Origin of the sequence: Nocardia sp. CDC159 (genome assembly GCF_023740735.1) — a bacterium.
GTDB classification, from domain to species: domain Bacteria; phylum Actinomycetota; class Actinomycetes; order Mycobacteriales; family Mycobacteriaceae; genus Nocardia; species Nocardia pulmonis.
Map to the genome: position 1 here is coordinate 79305 of NZ_JAMRXH010000018.1, position 17835 is coordinate 97139.

Consider the following 17835-nt stretch of genomic DNA (forward strand, 5'->3'; position numbering starts at 1 on the left):
TCAGGCGAACAGCACGGTGGTCGGGGTGCCAATCTCCAGCGCCCCGGCCACGCCCTGTGGCAGCCCCGTGATCGGATCGATCGTCAGCCAGGTCACCGCATTCGACTTCTGATTGGCCGCGTACAGCCTGCGGCCGCTCGGGTCGAGGGTGAGGTCGCGCGGGAACACGCCACCGCATGGTGTGGAGGCCAGCGGGATCAGCATGTCGCCGAGGATCGCGAAGGTGGCAATGGCGTCGCGGCCGCGGTTGGCCAGATACAGGAATCGGCCGTCGCGGGAGACGACCGGCGCCGACGGATAGTTGCGCGGGCCGCCGCCCCGCATATCCGCCGGAATGGACTGCCCCGCAACGAGTTCGCCGGTATCGGCGCGCCAGCGGCAGACCGTCACCGTGGAACCGAGCTCGTTCGCCACGTACACCCGCTGCCCGTCGGGATGGAACCGCAGATGCCGGGGACCGCTGCCCGGCGTCATCGCGACCCGGGCGCGCTGGTTCAACTTGCCTTCGGCGAGCCGGTAGACGTAGATCGCGTCGGCACCCAGATCGACCGCCAGGAACCAGCGGCCGGACGGATCGAACAGCACCTGATGCGCGTGCGGACCCTCCTGCCGCTCCGGATCCGGCCCGGTGCCGCTGTGGCGGACCACATCGGTCACCCCACCCAGCCGCCCGTCGCCGGACAGCGCCACCACGCTCACACTGCCCGACCCGTAGTTCGCGGTGAGTACGGCGCGGCCGTCCGGGGCGACGCACAGGTGGGTGGGGCCGTTCCCCTGCACCGCAACGGAATTCAATACTCGTGACGAGCGCAGGTCCACGGCGGTGACCGATCCCGGTCCGGAGCCCTCGTTCACCGCGTACAGCCGCCCACCGTCGGGTGAGATCGCCAGGAACGACGGATCGGCGACCTCGACGACCTCGTCCACGACCAGCCGTCCGGTCGCGGAATCCACTGTGGCGGCGGCGATTCCGCGGCCGCCGGCGCCATCGGAGGTGTAGCAGCCGAGGTAGGCGCGAGTACCGGCGGCCGCCCGCGCCGTGGCGGGCTGGGTCGTTGCGGTCGTGACGCCTACTGCCGCAACGGTTCCCAGTGTCACGAGAAATTGCCGTCGATCCAGTCCACCGGAGGCCACCGGTCTCTCCTTCCGCCGAATTACGCTCGCGCCAGAATGACCTACATCACACGACTTTCGCAATAGGTGCAATTCGCATTGCGCATATCGCAATCGAAGCCGACTGGTTGTCCTGTTCCTCAATAGCACGAAAAGGGAAAGGATCGGCGCGGACGCGCACGGACGTATACGCTTTTGTGTGTGACGCTTCGGGAACGGTTCGATCTCCCTGCGCGGGACGGGGATTCGCTCGTCTACGGCACTCCGCTCGAAACGGCCGACGGGGCGACCGTCATCACGGTCGCGCGGCCCGGTGGCTGGCTGCGACCGGGGCCGCGGCCGCTGGGTATCTTCGTCGTCCACGGCGAAAAGGTCAGCTGGACACCGGCATTCGATACGGAGCGGATCGCGTTCCTGGGCGTGCTGACCGGCCTGCTGGCGGCGGTCATCCCCACCCTGGCCTTGTTGCGCCGCCCGCCGTGGCCCGATCTGCGGATCTCACGCTGACCGCTACGGCTTGTACGGGGGCCGCAGTTCGCGAGTCGCCTCGAAATCGTCGACCATGCGGTTGTTCAGAACCGCCAGCCGGTGCAGATCGTCCTCGGTCCAGCCCGACAGCGCGTCCCGAATGGACCGCCGGATGACCGCCCGGATCGCCTCGACCGCGCCGTAACCGGCCGGTGTCAGGCTCGCGCGCTGGGCGCGCCGATCCAGCGGATCGGGCACCCGGACGACCAGACCCGCCTGCTCCAGCCGCTGCACCTGCCGGGTCACATGCGGCGCCTCGACATCGAGCAGGCAGGCCAGCTCACCCAGCCGCAGCGGCTGCCCCGCATCGGCCAGCAAACGCAGTAGCGGAACATTGGCGCGATCCACGTTCACCCCGGCCGCAGTGGCGGTCCGGCCGTGTCGACGAGCCCGGGTGAGCAGGTGCGCCAATCGCGCGATGGCCTGCTCCAACTCCACGATCGGCTCGGCGTCGCTATCGATTCCGGGCGCGGAGGCGGCGTCGGAGGGCGGCATGCCGACATTGTACGGCCCCGCTTACTTGCGCTACTTAATCAAGCAAGGGTCGCACGCTAGCTGGTAGCCCCGCGGACGATGGGTGCGAACCAGGCGCACACCAGCACCAGGACGAGGGGGAAGATCAGGGCCTGGGTGAGGGAGAACGGTTTGGACAGCCAGCCGATCACCGATGGTCCGGCCAGGAAGCCCAGGTAGCCGAGACCGAATACGCGGGACATGTCGGTGGCCGCGGTGGCGGTGCCGAGATTGCCCGCGGCGGTGAAGATCTGGGGGATGCCGCCGGACAGGCCGATGCCCATCAGTGCCCAGCCGATCACGGCCAACGGGACCCAGGGCGATGCGATGATCAGGATCAGTCCGACCGCCGCGAGCAGCGCGCCCCAGCGCACCACCGCCACGGGTCCGAACCGTCCGCTCACTCGGTCGGAGCCGAACCGTCCGATCGTCATGGTCGTGGAGAATGCCGCGAACGCCAGTGCGGCGGTCGCCTCGCTGGCCCCCAGTTCGTCGCGCACCTGCAGGGTGCTCCAGTCGTTGGCCACCCCCTCGGTCATGAGGAAGGCGAAGGCGATGGCGGCCAGTGCGAAGACTCTGCGGTGCGCGGTCTTTCGGGCGGGCTCGGCGTCCTGCCTCGTCGAATTGCCGGGCAGTGCGCGCCGGTCGGCCCCCGGGTCGGGGCGGCCGCCTTCGGTCACCGGACGGTCGGTGGTGTGGGGCGCTTCGTGCGCTGCGCGTCGGTGGGCCGGGTGATGCCGACCGTCGGGTCGCTCACCCGATGTGTCGATGCGCGCTTCGGGTGCGGCGTTGTCGGCGCGCCGGTCCAGTTCGGCGTGTTCGTGATCGATCGAAGCTCGCTCGGGCGAATCGTCGGCGAAAGCCGTGCGCGCGGCCTTGTTACGCGCCGTCGCGGCGGCCGAGAGGTCGGGACCGTCGGCGGGAGTGGGCGGGAATGCCGGCGCGGCGGGGGATCTTCCGGTGCGGGGCAGCATCCGGGGGACGCACAGCGCGACCGTCGCGACGCCGAAGACGGCCGCGAGGGTCATGGTGAGGCGTGGCTCCCAGCCGAGGTGTAGGGCCGCCGCACCGGCCAGCGAACCAACGAGGCCGCCGCAGGAGAACAGCGCGTGGAAGGCGCCCATGATCGGGCGGGGATATTCGCGCTCGACCTGGACGGCCTGGGTGTTCATGGAGACGTCCAGGGCGCCGTTGCCGAAACCGAACACCATGAGGGCAGCCGCCAGCGCCAGCGGGCCAGACGCCAGACCCGGGCCGATCACGGCCAGCGAGAGCCATCCCGCTGCCGCGGCGACCAGGGCCCGACTGCCGAAACGGTCGGCCAATGGACCCGCGGCCTGCATGCCGAGGATGGCACTGCCTGCCATCAGCAGGATCAGCATGCCCAGGGCGGCATTGGACACCCCGGTTCGTTCGGTCACCGCGGGGATGTGCACCACCCAGATGGCACTCAGGAACCCGTTGAGACCGAACACCGCGAAGACCGCGGCGCGAGCGATCCGGATTGGAGGAGCAAGCGTCGAAGCAGCCATTGGTTCGACGGTACCGGCCTCGCGCACCGGTGCCCCTCGTTCCCCCCGTCGGCCGCGGCATCGTCGGCGTGGCCGGTCGAGAATCCGAATCCATGTAGTTCCAACCGTTTTCGTCTTCGATTCTATTCCTCGGCACCGACAAGTTCCGGCCCCCGAATTCAGGGTTGAGAACATCGGGGGCATCTGCGAGGGTCAGGAGGTGGATCCGCTCGAGAGCCTGCTGGAGGGACCGCGGGCGCGCGGCGCGTTCGTCATGCGATCGCTGCTGGATCCACCGTGGTCGCTGCGGGTCCGCGACGAGGCGCCGCTGACCGTGGTGGCCGTCGTGCGCGGCGGCGGCTGGCTCGTGCCGCATCCGGGCACGGGCGCCGGTGCGGAAGAGTTGTGCCGGGTCGGCTTCCCGGGCACCGGGACGGCCGCGCCGCGGCCGCTGCACGAGGGCGATGTGGCGATCATCCGCGGTCCCGACCACTACACCATCGCCGACGATCCGGCCACCGAACCGCAGGTGTACGTGAATCCCGGCAATGTCACCACCACGCCCGCGGGCGAGGAGCTCTGCGAGACCTGGAGTCTGGGCGTGCGGGGCTGGGGACCCAATCCGGACGCCGCGACCATGCTCGTCACCGGAACCTACGAACAGCAGAGCGCGGCCAGCCGCCGCCTGCTGCGGGCGCTGCCGCCGATCATCGTGCTGCGTCGGGCGGAATTGGATTCGCCGATATTGGATCTGCTGGTCGAGGAGAGCGCCCGCGACCGGCCCGCCCAGGGCGCCATGCTGGACCGGCTGCTCGACCTGCTGCTGATCGCGACGCTGCGGGCCTGGTTCGCCCGCGGTGACGCGCCCGCCTGGTACCACGCCTATGCGGACCCGTTGGTGGGCAAGGCGTTACGACTGCTGCAGAACAATCCGGCGCACGGCTGGACGGTGGCGACGCTGGCCGCCGAAGTGGGCGTATCGCGGGCGGCGCTGGCCCGCCGCTTCACCGATCTGGTCGGTGAACCGCCGATGTCGTTCCTCACCGACTGGCGGCTCGCGCTGGCGGCGGATCTGCTGCAGGATTCCGATGCGACCGTGGAGACCATCGCGCGCCGGGTCGGTTACGGCAGCGCGTTCGCCCTGAGCACCGCCTTCAAACGGCACTACGGCATCAGCCCGCGCGAGCACCGGACGGGTTCGATATCCGCCTGAACTAGTGTCGGTCGGGTGACCACGCCGCAGGACTACCCAGTGCTCTGGCCCATGCCGACCCGCTGGGCGGACAACGATCACTACGGGCACGTCAACAACGTGACCTACTACAGCTACTTCGACACCGCGGTCAACGGCTGGCTGATCGACGCCACGGGCACCGATATCCGCGAGTTGCCCGCGATCGGCGTCGTCGCCCAGACCTCGTGCAAGTTCCTGGGCTCGTTGAGCTTTCCCGACCGGCTGCGGGTGGGCCTGCGCATCGCCCGGCTCGGCCGCTCCAGCATCAGCTACGAGCTGGCCATCTTCCGGGAGGACGGCGATGTGCTGGAGCTGGCAGCGACCGGGACCTTCGTGCACGTCTACGTCGACGATGTGACCCGCAAGCCGGTCGAGATCCCGGCCGTCATCCGCGCCGCCGCCGAGACAGTGGTCAAACTCGACCCAACAGCGTGAGCGGATCCTCCAGCAGCGACGAGACGGTCGCCAGGAACCGCGCCGCCAGTTCGCCGTCGATCATGCGGTGGTCGAAGCTCAACCCCAGTTCGGTGACCCAGCGCACGGCCAGTTCGTCGCGATAGACCCAGGGCCGCTTGCGGATCGACCCCAGGCACAGGATCGCGGCCTCACCCGGATTCACCAGCGGCACACCCATGTCCACGCCGAAGACGCCGACATTGCTGATGGTGAACGTGCCGCCGCGCAGATCGGCCGGGGTGGCCGTGCCCGCCCGGCACACGTCGGCCAGCCAGCCGATCTCCCGGCACAGCTCGCGCAGGCTCAGCGACTGCGCCTCTTTGATATTCGGCACCAGCAGTCCCCGATCGGTGGCGACGGCGATGCCCAGATTCACGTAGTGCTTGGTGACGATCTCCTTGTTGTCCTCGTCCCAGAAGGTGTTGATGCCGGGGAACTCCGCCATCGCGGCGAGCGTCGCCTTGGCCACCAGCGCCAGCGGCGTGAGCGACAGTCCGGTGAAGGATTCCGTGGCCCGCAGATGGTCGAGCAGCTCCATCGATGCGGTGAAATCGGTGGTGACGAACGCGCTCGCCTGGGGGATGGTGCGGGCGCTGGTGACCATCGCGGCGGCGCTGCGCTTGCGCACCCCGCTGACCGGGGTCCGGCTCTCCCGGGTGGTCGGGGCCGGGCGGATGATTCCGGCGTCGGGTCGCATCATCGGCACCGGCGGCGACGACGGCCGCGGCGCGTCGTCGGAATCCTCCTCGGGCCGAATGCGATTGGGCGGCTGCGATACCGGCACCGCGTGCCGCACATCCTCGACGGTCACCGCACCGGCTGGACCCGACCCGGCGACGAAGGCGATATTGATGCCGAGCTCGCGGGCCAGTTTGCGCGCGGCCGGAGTGGCGGGCGGGCGGCCCGGAATCTCCGGGTAGCCCTGCGGATCCGGCTGCGGGGCACGTAAATCTCGTTGCTGGACAGTGTTTCCGGCGGACAATCGAGCGCGTCGCGAGCCGGATTCCTCGCCGGGGCCGTAGCCGACCAGCACCGACTGCCGCTGCGCGGGCTGCGCGGCGGCCGAGTCGTCGGACCGCACGCGGATCAGCGGTGCGCCGACCGCCACGGTGTCACCCGGCTCGGCGAGCAGTTCGACCACCTCCCCGGCGAACGGGCACGGCAGCGCCACCTGGGCCTTGGCGGTCTCCACCTCGGCGATGTTCTGGTTCAACTCCACGGTGTCGCCCACCGCCACCGACCAGGAGACCAGGTCGGCCTCGGTCAGGCCCTCCCCGAGATCGGGCAGGCGGAATTCGAGCACATTGCGGTCCGGTTCAACCGAGTCTTCCACGGGCACCTCTGTCTGAACGAGCGGATCAGGCGGCAAGCGTTCGGTCGACCGCGTCCAGGATGCGGTCGGGGTCGGGCAGGTGGTGCCGTTCGAGCTTAGCCGGGGGATAGGGGATGTCGAAGCCACCGACCCGCAGGACCGGCGCCTCCAGGTGGTAGAAGCAGCGTTCGGTGATTCGGGCGGCGATCTCCGCGCCCAGACCGGCGAAGACCGGGGCCTCGTGGGTGACGATCAGTCGTCCCGTCCGGCGCACCGACTCCTCGACGGTGTCGAAGTCGATCGGGGACAGGCTGCGCAGATCGATCACCTCGAGCGAGCGGCCCTCACTGTCGGCGATCTCGGCCGCGGTGAGCGCGGTGCGGACCATGCCGCCGTAGGCCACGACCGTGGCGTCGGCGCCGGGGCGCAGCACGCGGGCCCGGTCGAGCGGGAACGGATCGTCGTCCAGGGCGGCGAAGTCGACCTCGGCCTTGTCCCAGTAGCGGCGCTTGGGCTCGAAGAAGATCACCGGATCGTCGGCCGAAATCGACTGGCGGATCATGAGATACGCATCGGCCGGATTGCTCGGCGAGACCACCCGCAAGCCCGCGGTATGTGCGAAATAGGCCTCCGGTGACTCGGAATGATGTTCCACCGAACCGATGCCGCCGCCGAAGGGGATGCGAATCGTGATGGGAGCGGTCACCTTTCCGCGGGTGCGGTAGTGGATCTTGGCCACCTGCGAGACGATCTGATCGAAGGCCGGATACACGAAACCGTCGAACTGGATCTCGCACACCGGCCGGTACCCGCGCAGCGCCATGCCGAAAGCCGTTCCGACGATGCCGGATTCGGCGAGTGGGGTATCGATGACGCGGTTGTTGCCGAAGTCCTTCTGCAGCGTGTCGGTGACCCGGAAGACGCCGCCGAGGCGGCCGATGTCCTCACCCATGAGCACGACCTTCGGATCGTCCTCGAGGGCGCGGCGCAGTCCGGTGTTGATGGCATTGGCGAAGCTGGTGATCATCACCGGGCTCCTTCCAGATAGGCCGCGTAGATGCGACGCTCCTCGGCGACCAGCGGGTGCGGGGCGGAGTAGACGTGGTCGAACAGTTCCATCGGATCCGGATCGGGCATCTCGATGGTCGCGGTGCGCACGGCGGCGCCGATCGCGTCCGATCGGTCGCGCACGCGCTGATCGAACTCATTGTCCCACAAGTCTTCTCGTTCCAGCAGCCGACGAACGCGCGCGATCGGATCGCGGCGCTGCCACAGTTCGAGTTCGGCGGCGGTGCGATAGCGAGTGGGATCGTCGGCGGTGGTGTGCGGGCCCATCCGGTAGGTGATGGCCTCGACGAACGACGGGCCGCCGCCGGAGCGGGCGCGGGCCACCGCCTGCCGGGTCACGGCCAGCACGCCGAGCACATCGTTGCCGTCGACCTGCACCCCCGGAATGCCGTAGCCGTAGGCGCGGCGCACGATCGGCGTCGGGCTCTGCACCCGGACCGGTTCGCTGATCGCCCACTGGTTGTTCTGGCAGAAGAACACCACCGGCGCGCTCCACGAGGCCGCGAAACCGAGCGCCTCGGCGATATCGCCCTGGCTGGTGGCGCCGTCGCCGAAGTAGGTGAGCACCGCGATCTCCGCACCGTCCAGATGAGCGGCGTAGGCATAGCCGGTGGCGTGCAGCCCCTGGGCACCGACCACGATCGCCGGATTGGTCATGTTGATATCGGCCGGATCCCAGCAGGAATGCGACACCCCGCGCCACAGCCGGGTGATGGTCGCGGGATCGACGCCGCGGCAGTAGGCGACCGCGGCCTCGCGATAGGAGCAGAAGATGTAGTCGTCGGCGTGCAGGGCGTGCGCGGAACCGACCTGGGCGGCCTCCTGGCCGAGCAGCGGTGGCCACAGGCCCAGCTGGCCCTGGCGTTGCAGGGCGGTTGCCTCGGTGTCGATGCGGCGGCCCACGACCATGTCCTCGTAGAGCTGCCGTAGTTGCTCGGGGCCCACATCCGAGACCAGGGCCGCGTGTTCGCGGTCGAACACCCGCCGTCCATCGGGTTGGACCAACTGGACCGGATAGGTGGCTTTGTCGGCCATCGCCATCGCCTCCTGTTTCATCGCACTGCCGGGATCGCCGGGACTCGCGACGCGATATTGTGCTGTATCTCACAGGATCCACGATTGGGCTAGTTGCGCAAGTAGCCGCACCGCAACTGGGCAGAATGCTCGTTGTCCCCGACGTGATTGCTGTCATACTGCGTTACATGTCCAGTGGAGAACCCGTCGGAACCGCGGTCGACGCGACGGATGCGCGGCTATTGCTCGAATTGGTGGCCAACCCCCGGGCCACCGGGGTGGAACTGGCCACCCGGCTGGGACTTTCGCGCAATACCGTGCAGGCCCGGCTGGCCCGCTGGGAGGCGGGCGGGGTGCTGGCCAGCTTCGAGCGCCGGGTCGATCCGCGCGCGCTGGGCTATCCGCTGGCGGCATTCGTCGCGGTCGTCGTCGATCAACACAAGCTCGATTCGGTGGTCGACGAACTGGCCGAGGTTCCCGAGGTCACCGAGGTGTGCGGCATGACCGGTTCGACCGATCTGACCGTCCGGGTGGTCGCCCGCGACGCCGACGATCTGTACCGCATCGCGGGTCAGATCCTGAAGATCCCGGGTGTCGAGCGCACCAATATGGCCTTGGTCATGCGCCAGCTGGTGGGGCCGCGCACGGCCCCGCTGCTGCGCCGACTATCCGGGCTCACCAGCCGTCCCGATCCCGCGCGGCCGGTGCGTCCGGCCGGAATCCCGCAGCCCCGCCCGCGCTGAGTTCCCGGTCGCGCCGGGCGATTTCAGTCCAGTTTCGAGCGATTGGCTGGTGACCGGGGACGGGCGCGTTGGTGACGATGGCCCGATGAGCAGCATGGCGGACGTCGAAACGAAGGTTGCCGAGGAGCAGCGGGCGGGGGTGTGGCAGCCCATCGGCGCGGGTGTCGTCGCGGCACTGGTCGGGTTCACCAGCTCGTTCGCGGTGGTGTTGACGGGGTTGACGAAGGTGGGTGCGTCACCGGCGCAGGCGGCGTCGGGTCTGCTGGCGTTGTGTGTGACCCAGGCCGTGGGAATGCTGGTGTTGAGCAGGCGGTTTCGGATGCCGATCGCATTCGCCTGGTCGACGCCGGGCGCGGCGCTGCTGGCGAGCACCGGGGCGGTGGCGGGCGGGTGGCCCGCCGCGGTCGGCGCGTTCGTGGTGACCGGTGCGCTGATCGTGCTGACCGGATGCTGGGAGCGGCTCGGACGCCTGATCGCGGCGATTCCGGTGGAGATCGCGCAGGCCATGCTGGCGGGGGTGTTGCTGCCGCTGTGCCTGGCGCCGCTGCGCGCGGTCGTGGTGAGCCCGGCCGTGGTCGTTCCGGTGCTGGTGGTCTGGCTGGTGTTGCAGCGCTTCGCCCCGCGGTGGTCGGTGCTGGCGGCCTTCGTGGTCGCGGTCGTCGGCGCGCTGATCGATATCGCCGTCACCCATCGCGGGCTGGATTGGGCGGCGATGGTGCCGCGGGTGGAATTGACCGTGCCGCACTGGAGTTGGCAGGCGATCATCGGCATCGCGGTGCCGCTGTACATCGTGACCATGGCCGCGCAGAACATCCCGGGCACCGCGGTGATGGCCTCCTTCGGCTATCGGGTGCCGTGGCGGGCGGCGATGGCGGCGACCGGAATCGGCACCATGGTCGGCGCGCCCGCGGGCGGGCACGCGATCAACCTGGCCGCGATCAGCGCCGCCCTGTCGGCCGCGCCCTCGGCGCATCCGGATCCGCGGCGGCGCTGGATCGCCGTGTTCACGGTGGGCTGCAGCTATCTGGTGATCGCCCTCGCCTCGGGCGCGGTCGTGGCGCTGGTGGCCGCGGCGCCGCCGGGGGTGCTGGAAACCGTTGCCGGACTTGCCCTGATCGCGACGTTCGCCGCCGCCCTGCACGCGGCCCTCGGCGCGGCGGAACATCGCGTCGCGGGCGCGGTCACCCTGCTGGTGTCGGCCTCCGGGATCGCCGTGCTCGGAATCGGCGCGGCGTTCTGGGCGCTGGCCGCGGGGCTGCTGGTGCGCTGGGTGCTGGGTGGCCCTTCGCGGTCGTAGTCGTCACCGGCTGTCGTAGGGTGAAGGTGTTCGGCGTCACAGGTAGGTATCCGACGAAGGAGCTGGGCTTGACCGCGGTACTGATCTCGGCTGATGAGCTTCGGAAGATGTTGTCCGACAACACCTCCCGCGTGCACCTGCTGGATGTGCGCTGGGCGCTGGGCGACCCGGACGGTCCGCAGCACTATCTGGACGGCCACATACCCGGCGCGATCTTCGTCGATCTGGAGACCGAATTAGCGGCCCCGCCCTCGCCCGCCCGCGGCCGCCACCCGCTGCCCGAACCGGCCCACCTGCAAAAATGCGCCCGCAGCTGGGGCCTGCGCATCGGTGAGCCCGTGGTGGTCTACGACGCCACCGGTGGGATGGCCGCGGCCCGCGCCTGGTGGCTGCTGCGGTGGGCGGGCGTGCCCGATGTCCGCATTCTCGACGGCGGGCTGCCCGCCTGGGAACGCGCGGGCGGCGAACTGGCCCGTGGTGACGAACCCGACCCCGAACCCGGCGACGTCGTCCTCGGCTCCGGCAACATGCCGACCGTCGACGCCGACGCCGCGGCCACCTGGACGGGCCTGCTCCTCGACGCCCGCGCCGGTGAGCGCTATCGCGGCGAGACGGAACCGGTGGACCCGCGCGCGGGCCACATCCCCGGCGCGATCAGCGCCCCCACCTCCGAAAACCTCACGCCCGAGGGCACTTTCAAATCCCCCGAGGAACTTCGCGCCCGCTTCACGGCCCTCGGCGACGGCCCGATCGCCGTCTACTGCGGCTCCGGCGTGACCGCCGCCCACCAGGTGGCGGCGCTGGCGGCGGCGGGTTTCGAGGCCAGCCTGTATCCGGGATCGTGGTCGCAGTGGTCCAACGATCCGCATCGCCCGGTGGCCACGGTCTGACCGGACGCGATTCGGTCGGGCTCGCGGCTACCCGGTGGTCGGGGATACGAACATGCGATAGGTGGCCAGGACGGCCTTGTGGTCGGAGACCCAGCGCTGCGGGGTCGCGATGAAGTTGTCCTGGGTGGTCTCGTCGGCTCGTTTGTTGCGGACGATCGAGCCGCGCGGTCCGACCAGCCCGGCCGAGGTCAGGATCAGTGGGGCGCCGGGGCTGGTGAAGATGTAGTCGATGCGGTCGCGCTCGTCGGCCTCCGGGGCCCAGGTCAGCTTGCCGACCGGGGCCTCGGGGTTGCTTGCGGGCCAGGTGAATCCGGGATGGGTGACCGGGTTCGGGTAGCAGAAGCGGTAGGCGTCCACGAAACCCGCCCCCTGCAGCCGCCGAGTGCTCTCCCAGGGCAGCACCACGCCGTTGTGGTCGAACAGCCGGGCCGTCGCCGAGGTCCAGTCCAGGGTGGAGGGCTCGTTGAAATCGCCGCCGAGGATCACCGCGCGCCCGGCGGCCATTTCGGCCCGGGCGTCGTCGAGGAATTTCGTGATCGTGTCGGGTCGGCCCGACGCGAGGTTCACCCGCTGGACCACCGCGGGATCGGTGACCGGCCCACCGGGTAGTTTGCCCCACCCGTACTGTGCGAATTCGTCGCCCGTGCTGCCGGGGGCGTAACCACGCGGCAGATAGGTGGCATACCAGCGGTACTCCAGATGTGCCGAGTAGACCGAGAACGGCTGGCCGTGCACCGACAATCGCGCTCGCGTCATATAGGTGAAGTTGGTGCTGGACTCCATCGGGAACACCGACAGCACGCCGGTGTCGGCGGAGGATGCGCTCGCATATTTGCGACCCCGACGACGCAGGGCCTCGGCAATCCGATCGGTCGCACCGCGGAATGCCTCGGTGAGAAGGACGATCGAGGCATCGGTTGCGACGATCAGATCGGCGACCAGATCGATCCCGCCGGAGATGTTGTCGCCCGCCTGCCAGATATTGATCGTCAAGACCCGTATCTCCCGATCGGCGGGCGCGGCCCGCGTAATGGCGGGCGAAAGGGAGGACGCGGCGGCGAACGAGCCTGCCAGGGCGCCGATTCCAGCAATGACGTGCCGCCGGGTGATACGGCCGGACATACACACTCCCATCGATCGAAGGTCAAAGGCGCGACGATCCTGGGCGAGTGGTGCAATGCGGTGGTGGCCCGCACGGTGCCACGAGCTTTCGCCGACGTGAATTGTTCGTCACTCAGGGGCAGCGGGCGGCGACGCGGCGCAGTGCCTCGTGATCGGCGCGAGTGACCGGAAGGTCGTATCGCGTTGCCGCCGTGAGGTATTTGCCCGCGTAGAAACAGTGGTAGGAGTGCGCCGGGGGCAACCAGTCCGATGGGGTGCTGTCGCCCTTGTCCTCGTTGACCGCACCGGCCACGGCCAACAGGTTGAAATCGATGTCGTTGGCGAATCGGATGCGTTGGGGCAAAGGCCAATTCGACGCGCCCATGGCCCAGGCCGCGGCCAGCGAATAGATGTGGTCGATCTGGACCGAGCGGGGTTCGGAGCGGTCGAATTCGATGCGCTTGCCGGTATAGGGGTCGTGGAGTATCCCCGTCACGACGACGCAGTCACGGGTGCCGGGGCGGAAGCGGACCTCGCGTAATTGCTTGGCCAGCACGTTGTTTCGGGTATCACAGCCGTCGTGCCCGCCGGGACCGTCATTGTCGTCGGTCCAGGCGGGGCCGAATACGCAGCCCTCCCCGGCGCCGCAGCCGCGCTCGTAACCGCGCAGCGGTGGGCGCGCGTCGATCACGCGCACGGCCGCGAGCAACTCCTCGACCTGGGCCCGCGACGGACTGCCCGGTGCGGGTGGCCCGCCGTAGGTCGAACACGAGGCGAGCAAGACGGCGGCGAACGCACCCAGTACCCGAACGAGATTCCCCCGGCGCATGGATCAGATGTACACGCAGGTACCGACAGATCGCTACAGCCAGGCGCGGGCCAGCAGATCGTCGGCGGGCAGTGCGGTCGCGGCGGGCGGGAAGCGGGTCGCCGCGATGGACTCCACCCGCGCCCCGTCGTGCCCGATCACCCACGAGCCGCCGCGATCCTCGCATTCGGCGATCTTGGCGAAGGTGGTGAGCAGGAAGGTGATGGCATCGCGCGGGTCGATGGTGCGGGCCAACCGCTGCGATTCACCGGGGCGCGAGAGGTCCAGCCAGACTCCGGACTGGCCGTCCAGGCGCATGCCGACGATCTTCGTGGTATCCACGAAGGTGAATTTTCGACGCTCCCACGGCGTCGTCGGCGTGAAACTCTGCTCGAGGACCTGGAGCAGGATCGTCATCTGCACTGCCCTCCTGTTCGTCGGCAGTGACCTGCGGATATTCCAGTATGTTCCGTGGCGGGGCAGAAAGAAAGAGTGTCGGTGGGGGCTGATTGGATGGACCAATGCTGCACGGGTTGTGGACGCCGGGTTCCGGTCTGCTGCTGTGGCGAGGTCCCGGCACCGAGGACGAGCTCGCGACCCCGCCCGTGCCGCTGGGCGCGATCGTGCAGACGGCCCGCTTTCGGCATCGGGCCCGGGTCCTGGTCACCGGCCCGGATGGCCCGGTCGATGCCGAGGTGCCCGCACACGCGCTCGCGCCCGATATGGCCGCGCAGGTGCTGCTGCAAACGCTGCCTCCCGCGTCCGTCGCGGCGGATCTGCGCTATCTGGGCCATGTCGCCCGGGGTATCGAGCGCTGGGTGCGGGCGGGCCGGATCGTGCCCGATCTGACCCGCGAGGACGGCGACTGGTGGGTGCGCTGGCGGCTGGTCGGCGGGCAGCGGCAGCGCGCGTGGCTGGCCGAGCTGGCCGTGGCCATGCCACCGGCCCTGCGGGTCTCCGGCCGCCCGGCCGCGATCCTCGAGGATCTGGTCGTCGAGCTGACCGATCCCATCACCCGTCTGCACGCGCCGCGCCCGCGGTCGGCGCATCCGCTGCTGGCCGCCCTGATCGCCGACGCGCCCCTGGAAACCGGATCGCACCGGGTGGCCACCGCACTCGAGCAGTGGCGCACGAGCCTCACCGTCGGTGAGCCGGAACTGGTGTTGCGCCTGCTCGAACCCGACGACGAGGCCGAGGACGACGACAGCATCGCCGCGCTCTGGCGGCTCGAGGTCTGCCTGCGCGCGGAAGGCGAAGCGCCGCAACCTGTTACGTTGAGCGGTGATCCGGCGCTGGTGCGGATGGCCGGGGAGAAGGTGACCGCGGCGGTCCAGGCCTATCCGATGCTGCGCGAATTGCCGCGTGATCCGCGAGGAATGGATTTTCTCCTGCCGACCGCGGTGGTGCAGGATCTGGTCGCGCACGGCGCACATGTGCTGCGGGCGGCCGGGGTGCAACTGCTGCTGCCGCGGGCCTGGCGGATCGTCGCCCCGAGTATGCGCGTGCACGTGCAGAGTCCCGCCGCCACCGAGACCGCGGTCGGGCTCAACGGCCTGGTGTCCTACCGCTGGGAGCTGGCCCTGGGCGATATGGTGCTCACGCCCGCCGAGATGTCGCGGCTGGTCCAGGCGAAGTCCGACCTGGTCCGGCTGCGCGGGCAGTGGGTGCAGGCCGATCACCGTATGCTCGCCGCCGCCGCGGCCTACCTCTGCGGCCGCACCGAGGAGACGGTCGGCACGCTGACCCAATTCCTCGGCGAGGTCGGCGCCGCGGGCATCGAGCGGGTGCCGATCGAACAGGTCAGCGCGACCGGTTGGGCCGCAGAGCTTTTCGAGTCCACCAAAGCCGCCCGCGAGGTGGACCCCCCGATCGGCCTGAAGGCCCAGCTGCGCCCCTACCAGCTGCGCGGCCTGTCCTGGCTGGCGACCATGAACCGCCTCAACTGCGGCGCGATCCTGGCCGACGACATGGGTCTCGGCAAGACGATCCAGGTGCTGGCGCTACTGGCCCACGAGCGGGAGAACCCGGTCGATCCCTCGGTTTCCCCGACGCTGCTCGTATGCCCCATGTCGGTCGTGGGCAACTGGCAGCGGGAGGCCGAGCGGTTCGTGCCCGATCTGCGGGTACTCGTGCATCACGGGGCCAACCGCCGCCGCGGCGCGGAACTCGATGCGGCCGTGTCGGATTCGGATCTGATGATCACCACCTACGCGCTGCTGGCCCGGGATGTGGAGGAGTTGAAGCGGCAGCGCTGGGAGCGGGTGGTGCTCGACGAGGCCCAGCACATCAAGAACGCGGGTACCCGGCAGGCGCGGGCGGCGCGCACGGTTGCGGCCCGGCATCGCCTGGCGCTCACCGGCACTCCAGTGGAGAACCGGTTGGAGGAGCTGCGTTCCATTCTCGATTTCGCCGCGCCGAAGCTATTGGGCAAGGCCTCGGAGTTCCACTCCCGCTTCGCCGTGCCGATCGAGCGCGAACGCGACGAGAACGCCGTGAGCCGCCTGCGCGCGATCACCGCGCCGTTCGTGCTGCGCCGGGTCAAGACCGATCCCGCGGTGATCTCCGATCTTCCGGACAAGATCGAGATGACGGTGCGTGCCAATCTCACCGTGGAACAGGCGGCGCTGTACCAGGCGGTGGTCGACGATATGGTCGCCAAGCTGAAGGGCTCGGAGGGTATGGCCCGCAAGGGTGCGGTGCTCGGCGCGCTGACCCGGCTCAAGCAGGTGTGCAATCACCCCGCGCACTTCCTCGGTGACGGGTCGGCGGTGCTGAAGCGGGGGCAGCATCGCTCCGGCAAGCTGGCGCTGGTCGAGGATGTGCTGGAGTCGGTGGTCGCCGATGGGGAGAAGGCGTTGCTGTTCACGCAGTTCCGGGAGTTCGGGGAGCTGATCGCGCCGTATCTGAGCGAGCGGTTCGGCACACCGATTCCGTTCCTGCACGGCGGGGTGTCCAAGTCCGGGCGCGACGCGATGGTGGAGCGGTTCCAGCGGGAGGATGGGCCGCCGCTGATGTTGTTGTCGCTCAAGGCCGGTGGCACCGGGCTCAATCTCACCGCTGCCAATCACGTTGTGCACCTGGACCGCTGGTGGAATCCGGCGGTGGAGAATCAGGCGACCGACCGGGCCTTCCGGATCGGCCAGCGCCGCGATGTGCAGGTCCGCAAGCTGGTGTGCGTGGACACCATCGAGGAGCGCATCGACGACATGATCGGTGGCAAACAGGAATTGGCGAATCTGACCGTGGGCACCGGCGAGAGCTGGATCACCGAGCTGAGTTCGGAGGAGCTGCGCGAGCTGTTCGCGCTCGGGCCGGAGGCGGTGGGGGAGTGAGCCCATCCGAGGACTACAGCAAGTACGGCAAACGGCTGCCGGTGCGGGGCGGGGTGGAGCCGCGCAGTCGGCGGGGTTCGTTCGCGCGGACGTGGTGGGGGCGATCGTTCATCGATGCGGTCGAACAGGTCGCCGATCCGGGGCGTTTGGCGCGCGGCCGGTCCTACGCCCGTTCCGGCCAGGTGGTGACCTATCACCTCGAGCCCGGTGCGGTGACCGCGGAGGTGCAGGGCAGTCAGCCGCGCCCGTTCACCGCGGTGCTGACGCTGCGTAAGCTGCGCGACGAACGCCTGGACGAGCTGATCGACCAGGTCCGTGGCACCCCCGGCATGCTCGCGCAGCTGGCCTCCGGCGCGCTGCCGAAGGAACTGGGCCCGCTGCTGCTGCCCACCACCGCCGCCGAACTCGACTTCGCCTGCACCTGTCCCGATTCCGGCTGGCCCTGCAAACACGTCGCCGCGGTCTGCTACATCATCGCCGAACGCCTCGACGAACAGCCCTCCGCCATGCTCGTCCTGCGCGGCCTCGACCTGGACACCCTCATCGGCGGCGTCCAAGCCGACAACGGCCCCACCCTCCCCGACGACCTCTACGGCGAAACCACCCCCCTCCCAGCCCTCCCCACCCCCGACTTCCGCCCCGCCCTCGAAGACCTCGACCCCAATCCCCTCCGCCAGGCCCTCCGCATGACCGCCGAAGACGAAAAAACCGCCGAGGCAGGCCTGCGCGACCTCCGCACCCTCTACCACGGCCTGCGCGAGTAACCACCCGCTCGTCCACCGCCCCGTCCGACCGGTGCGGGTCCAACCCTCGATCCGCCGCCCCCTCCGATCCGCCCCACTCGGTCCGCCGCCCTCCTCGGTCCGCCGCCCTCCTCGGTCCGCCGTCTTCCTCGGTCCGCCGTCCTCTTCGGTC

The 17835-nt window shown here is 69.5% G+C and carries 17 protein-coding genes; 8 read left to right on the top strand and 9 right to left on the bottom strand.

Going from position 1 to position 17835, the window contains the following annotated elements; genetic code table 11:
- On the bottom strand, window positions 1-1134 hold the full coding sequence (locus tag NDR87_RS30465; protein WP_251917275.1) for a lactonase family protein: 1134 nt from the start codon (window positions 1132-1134) through the stop codon (window positions 1-3).
- 180 nt (window positions 1135-1314) lie between these two features.
- On the opposite strand from NDR87_RS30465, the gene NDR87_RS30470 reads away from it, so the two are divergent.
- A complete protein-coding gene (locus NDR87_RS30470) occupies window positions 1315-1620 on the top strand; it encodes a hypothetical protein (protein WP_251917276.1) in 306 nt (101 codons plus the stop codon).
- Window positions 1621-1623: 3 nt separating this feature from the next.
- Here the strand turns inward: NDR87_RS30470 and NDR87_RS30475 are convergent, their stop codons facing one another.
- Window positions 1624-2136 carry a MarR family winged helix-turn-helix transcriptional regulator gene (locus tag NDR87_RS30475; RefSeq protein WP_251917277.1) on the bottom strand — a complete coding sequence of 171 codons (513 nt, stop codon included), beginning with the start codon at window positions 2134-2136 and terminating at the stop codon, window positions 1624-1626.
- 56 nt (window positions 2137-2192) lie between these two features.
- Complete coding sequence (locus tag NDR87_RS30480; RefSeq protein WP_251917278.1) at window positions 2193-3686, bottom strand: MFS transporter; 1494 nt, start codon at window positions 3684-3686, stop codon at window positions 2193-2195.
- A gap of 199 nt (window positions 3687-3885) precedes the next feature.
- On the opposite strand from NDR87_RS30480, the gene NDR87_RS30485 reads away from it, so the two are divergent.
- Together NDR87_RS30485 and NDR87_RS30490 are read left to right on the top strand one after the other, a co-directional pair.
- Window positions 3886-4878 (top strand): AraC family transcriptional regulator, encoded by a 993-nt coding sequence (locus NDR87_RS30485; RefSeq protein ID WP_251917279.1) that lies wholly within the window; start codon window positions 3886-3888, stop codon window positions 4876-4878.
- A 51-nt stretch (window positions 4879-4929) separates the two neighbouring features.
- On the top strand, window positions 4930-5334 hold the full coding sequence (locus NDR87_RS30490) for a thioesterase family protein (protein ID WP_251917347.1): 405 nt from the start codon (window positions 4930-4932) through the stop codon (window positions 5332-5334).
- Here NDR87_RS30490 and NDR87_RS30495 read toward each other — a convergent pair.
- The 3 genes from NDR87_RS30495 to pdhA are packed head-to-tail and all read right to left on the bottom strand — an operon-like array spanning window position 5312 to window position 8770.
- Window positions 5312-6688: a dihydrolipoamide acetyltransferase family protein gene (locus tag NDR87_RS30495; RefSeq protein WP_251917280.1), complete on the bottom strand. Its 1377-nt coding sequence runs from the start codon at window positions 6686-6688 to the stop codon at window positions 5312-5314. The two genes, NDR87_RS30490 and NDR87_RS30495, sit on opposite strands and share 23 nt — an antisense overlap.
- Before the next feature lie 25 nt (window positions 6689-6713).
- Entirely contained in the window at window positions 6714-7694 is a 981-nt protein-coding gene (locus NDR87_RS30500) for an alpha-ketoacid dehydrogenase subunit beta (RefSeq protein WP_251917281.1), read from the bottom strand.
- The gene (pdhA, locus tag NDR87_RS30505) at window positions 7694-8770 is read right to left on the bottom strand and encodes a pyruvate dehydrogenase (acetyl-transferring) E1 component subunit alpha (protein WP_251917282.1); all 1077 of its coding nucleotides are present in this window, start codon (window positions 8768-8770) and stop codon (window positions 7694-7696) included. The genes NDR87_RS30500 and pdhA overlap by 1 nt, the downstream gene beginning before the upstream one ends.
- Before the next feature lie 167 nt (window positions 8771-8937).
- Here pdhA and NDR87_RS30510 point away from each other — a divergent pair, with 167 nt between their 5' ends.
- The 3 genes from NDR87_RS30510 to NDR87_RS30520 all read left to right on the top strand — a co-directional run bounded on the left by NDR87_RS30510 (window position 8938) and on the right by NDR87_RS30520 (window position 11679).
- Window positions 8938-9492 (top strand): Lrp/AsnC family transcriptional regulator, encoded by a 555-nt coding sequence (locus NDR87_RS30510; RefSeq protein WP_251917283.1) that lies wholly within the window; start codon window positions 8938-8940, stop codon window positions 9490-9492.
- A gap of 94 nt (window positions 9493-9586) precedes the next feature.
- The gene (locus NDR87_RS30515; protein WP_251917348.1) at window positions 9587-10789 is read left to right on the top strand and encodes a benzoate/H(+) symporter BenE family transporter; all 1203 of its coding nucleotides are present in this window, start codon (window positions 9587-9589) and stop codon (window positions 10787-10789) included.
- 80 nt (window positions 10790-10869) lie between these two features.
- On the top strand, window positions 10870-11679 hold the full coding sequence (locus NDR87_RS30520) for a sulfurtransferase (protein WP_251917349.1): 810 nt from the start codon (window positions 10870-10872) through the stop codon (window positions 11677-11679).
- A 27-nt stretch (window positions 11680-11706) separates the two neighbouring features.
- On the opposite strand, the gene NDR87_RS30525 is transcribed toward NDR87_RS30520, so the two are convergent.
- From NDR87_RS30525 to NDR87_RS30535, 3 genes are all read right to left on the bottom strand, one after another.
- The gene (locus NDR87_RS30525) at window positions 11707-12801 is read right to left on the bottom strand and encodes an endonuclease/exonuclease/phosphatase family protein (protein ID WP_251917284.1); all 1095 of its coding nucleotides are present in this window, start codon (window positions 12799-12801) and stop codon (window positions 11707-11709) included.
- 112 nt (window positions 12802-12913) lie between these two features.
- Entirely contained in the window at window positions 12914-13609 is a 696-nt protein-coding gene (locus NDR87_RS30530; protein WP_251917285.1) for an HNH endonuclease family protein, read from the bottom strand.
- 33 nt (window positions 13610-13642) lie between these two features.
- Window positions 13643-14005, bottom strand: a complete 363-nt coding sequence (locus NDR87_RS30535) for a hypothetical protein (RefSeq protein ID WP_251917286.1) — start codon at window positions 14003-14005, stop codon at window positions 13643-13645.
- A 104-nt stretch (window positions 14006-14109) separates the two neighbouring features.
- Between NDR87_RS30535 and NDR87_RS30540 the strand changes: the two genes are divergently transcribed.
- Window positions 14110-16920 (top strand): DEAD/DEAH box helicase, encoded by a 2811-nt coding sequence (locus NDR87_RS30540; RefSeq protein ID WP_251917287.1) that lies wholly within the window; start codon window positions 14110-14112, stop codon window positions 16918-16920.
- A complete protein-coding gene (locus NDR87_RS30545; protein ID WP_251917288.1) occupies window positions 16917-17684 on the top strand; it encodes an SWIM zinc finger family protein in 768 nt (255 codons plus the stop codon). Before NDR87_RS30540 ends, NDR87_RS30545 begins: the two co-directional genes overlap by 4 nt.
- Window positions 17685-17835 lie beyond the last annotated feature (151 nt).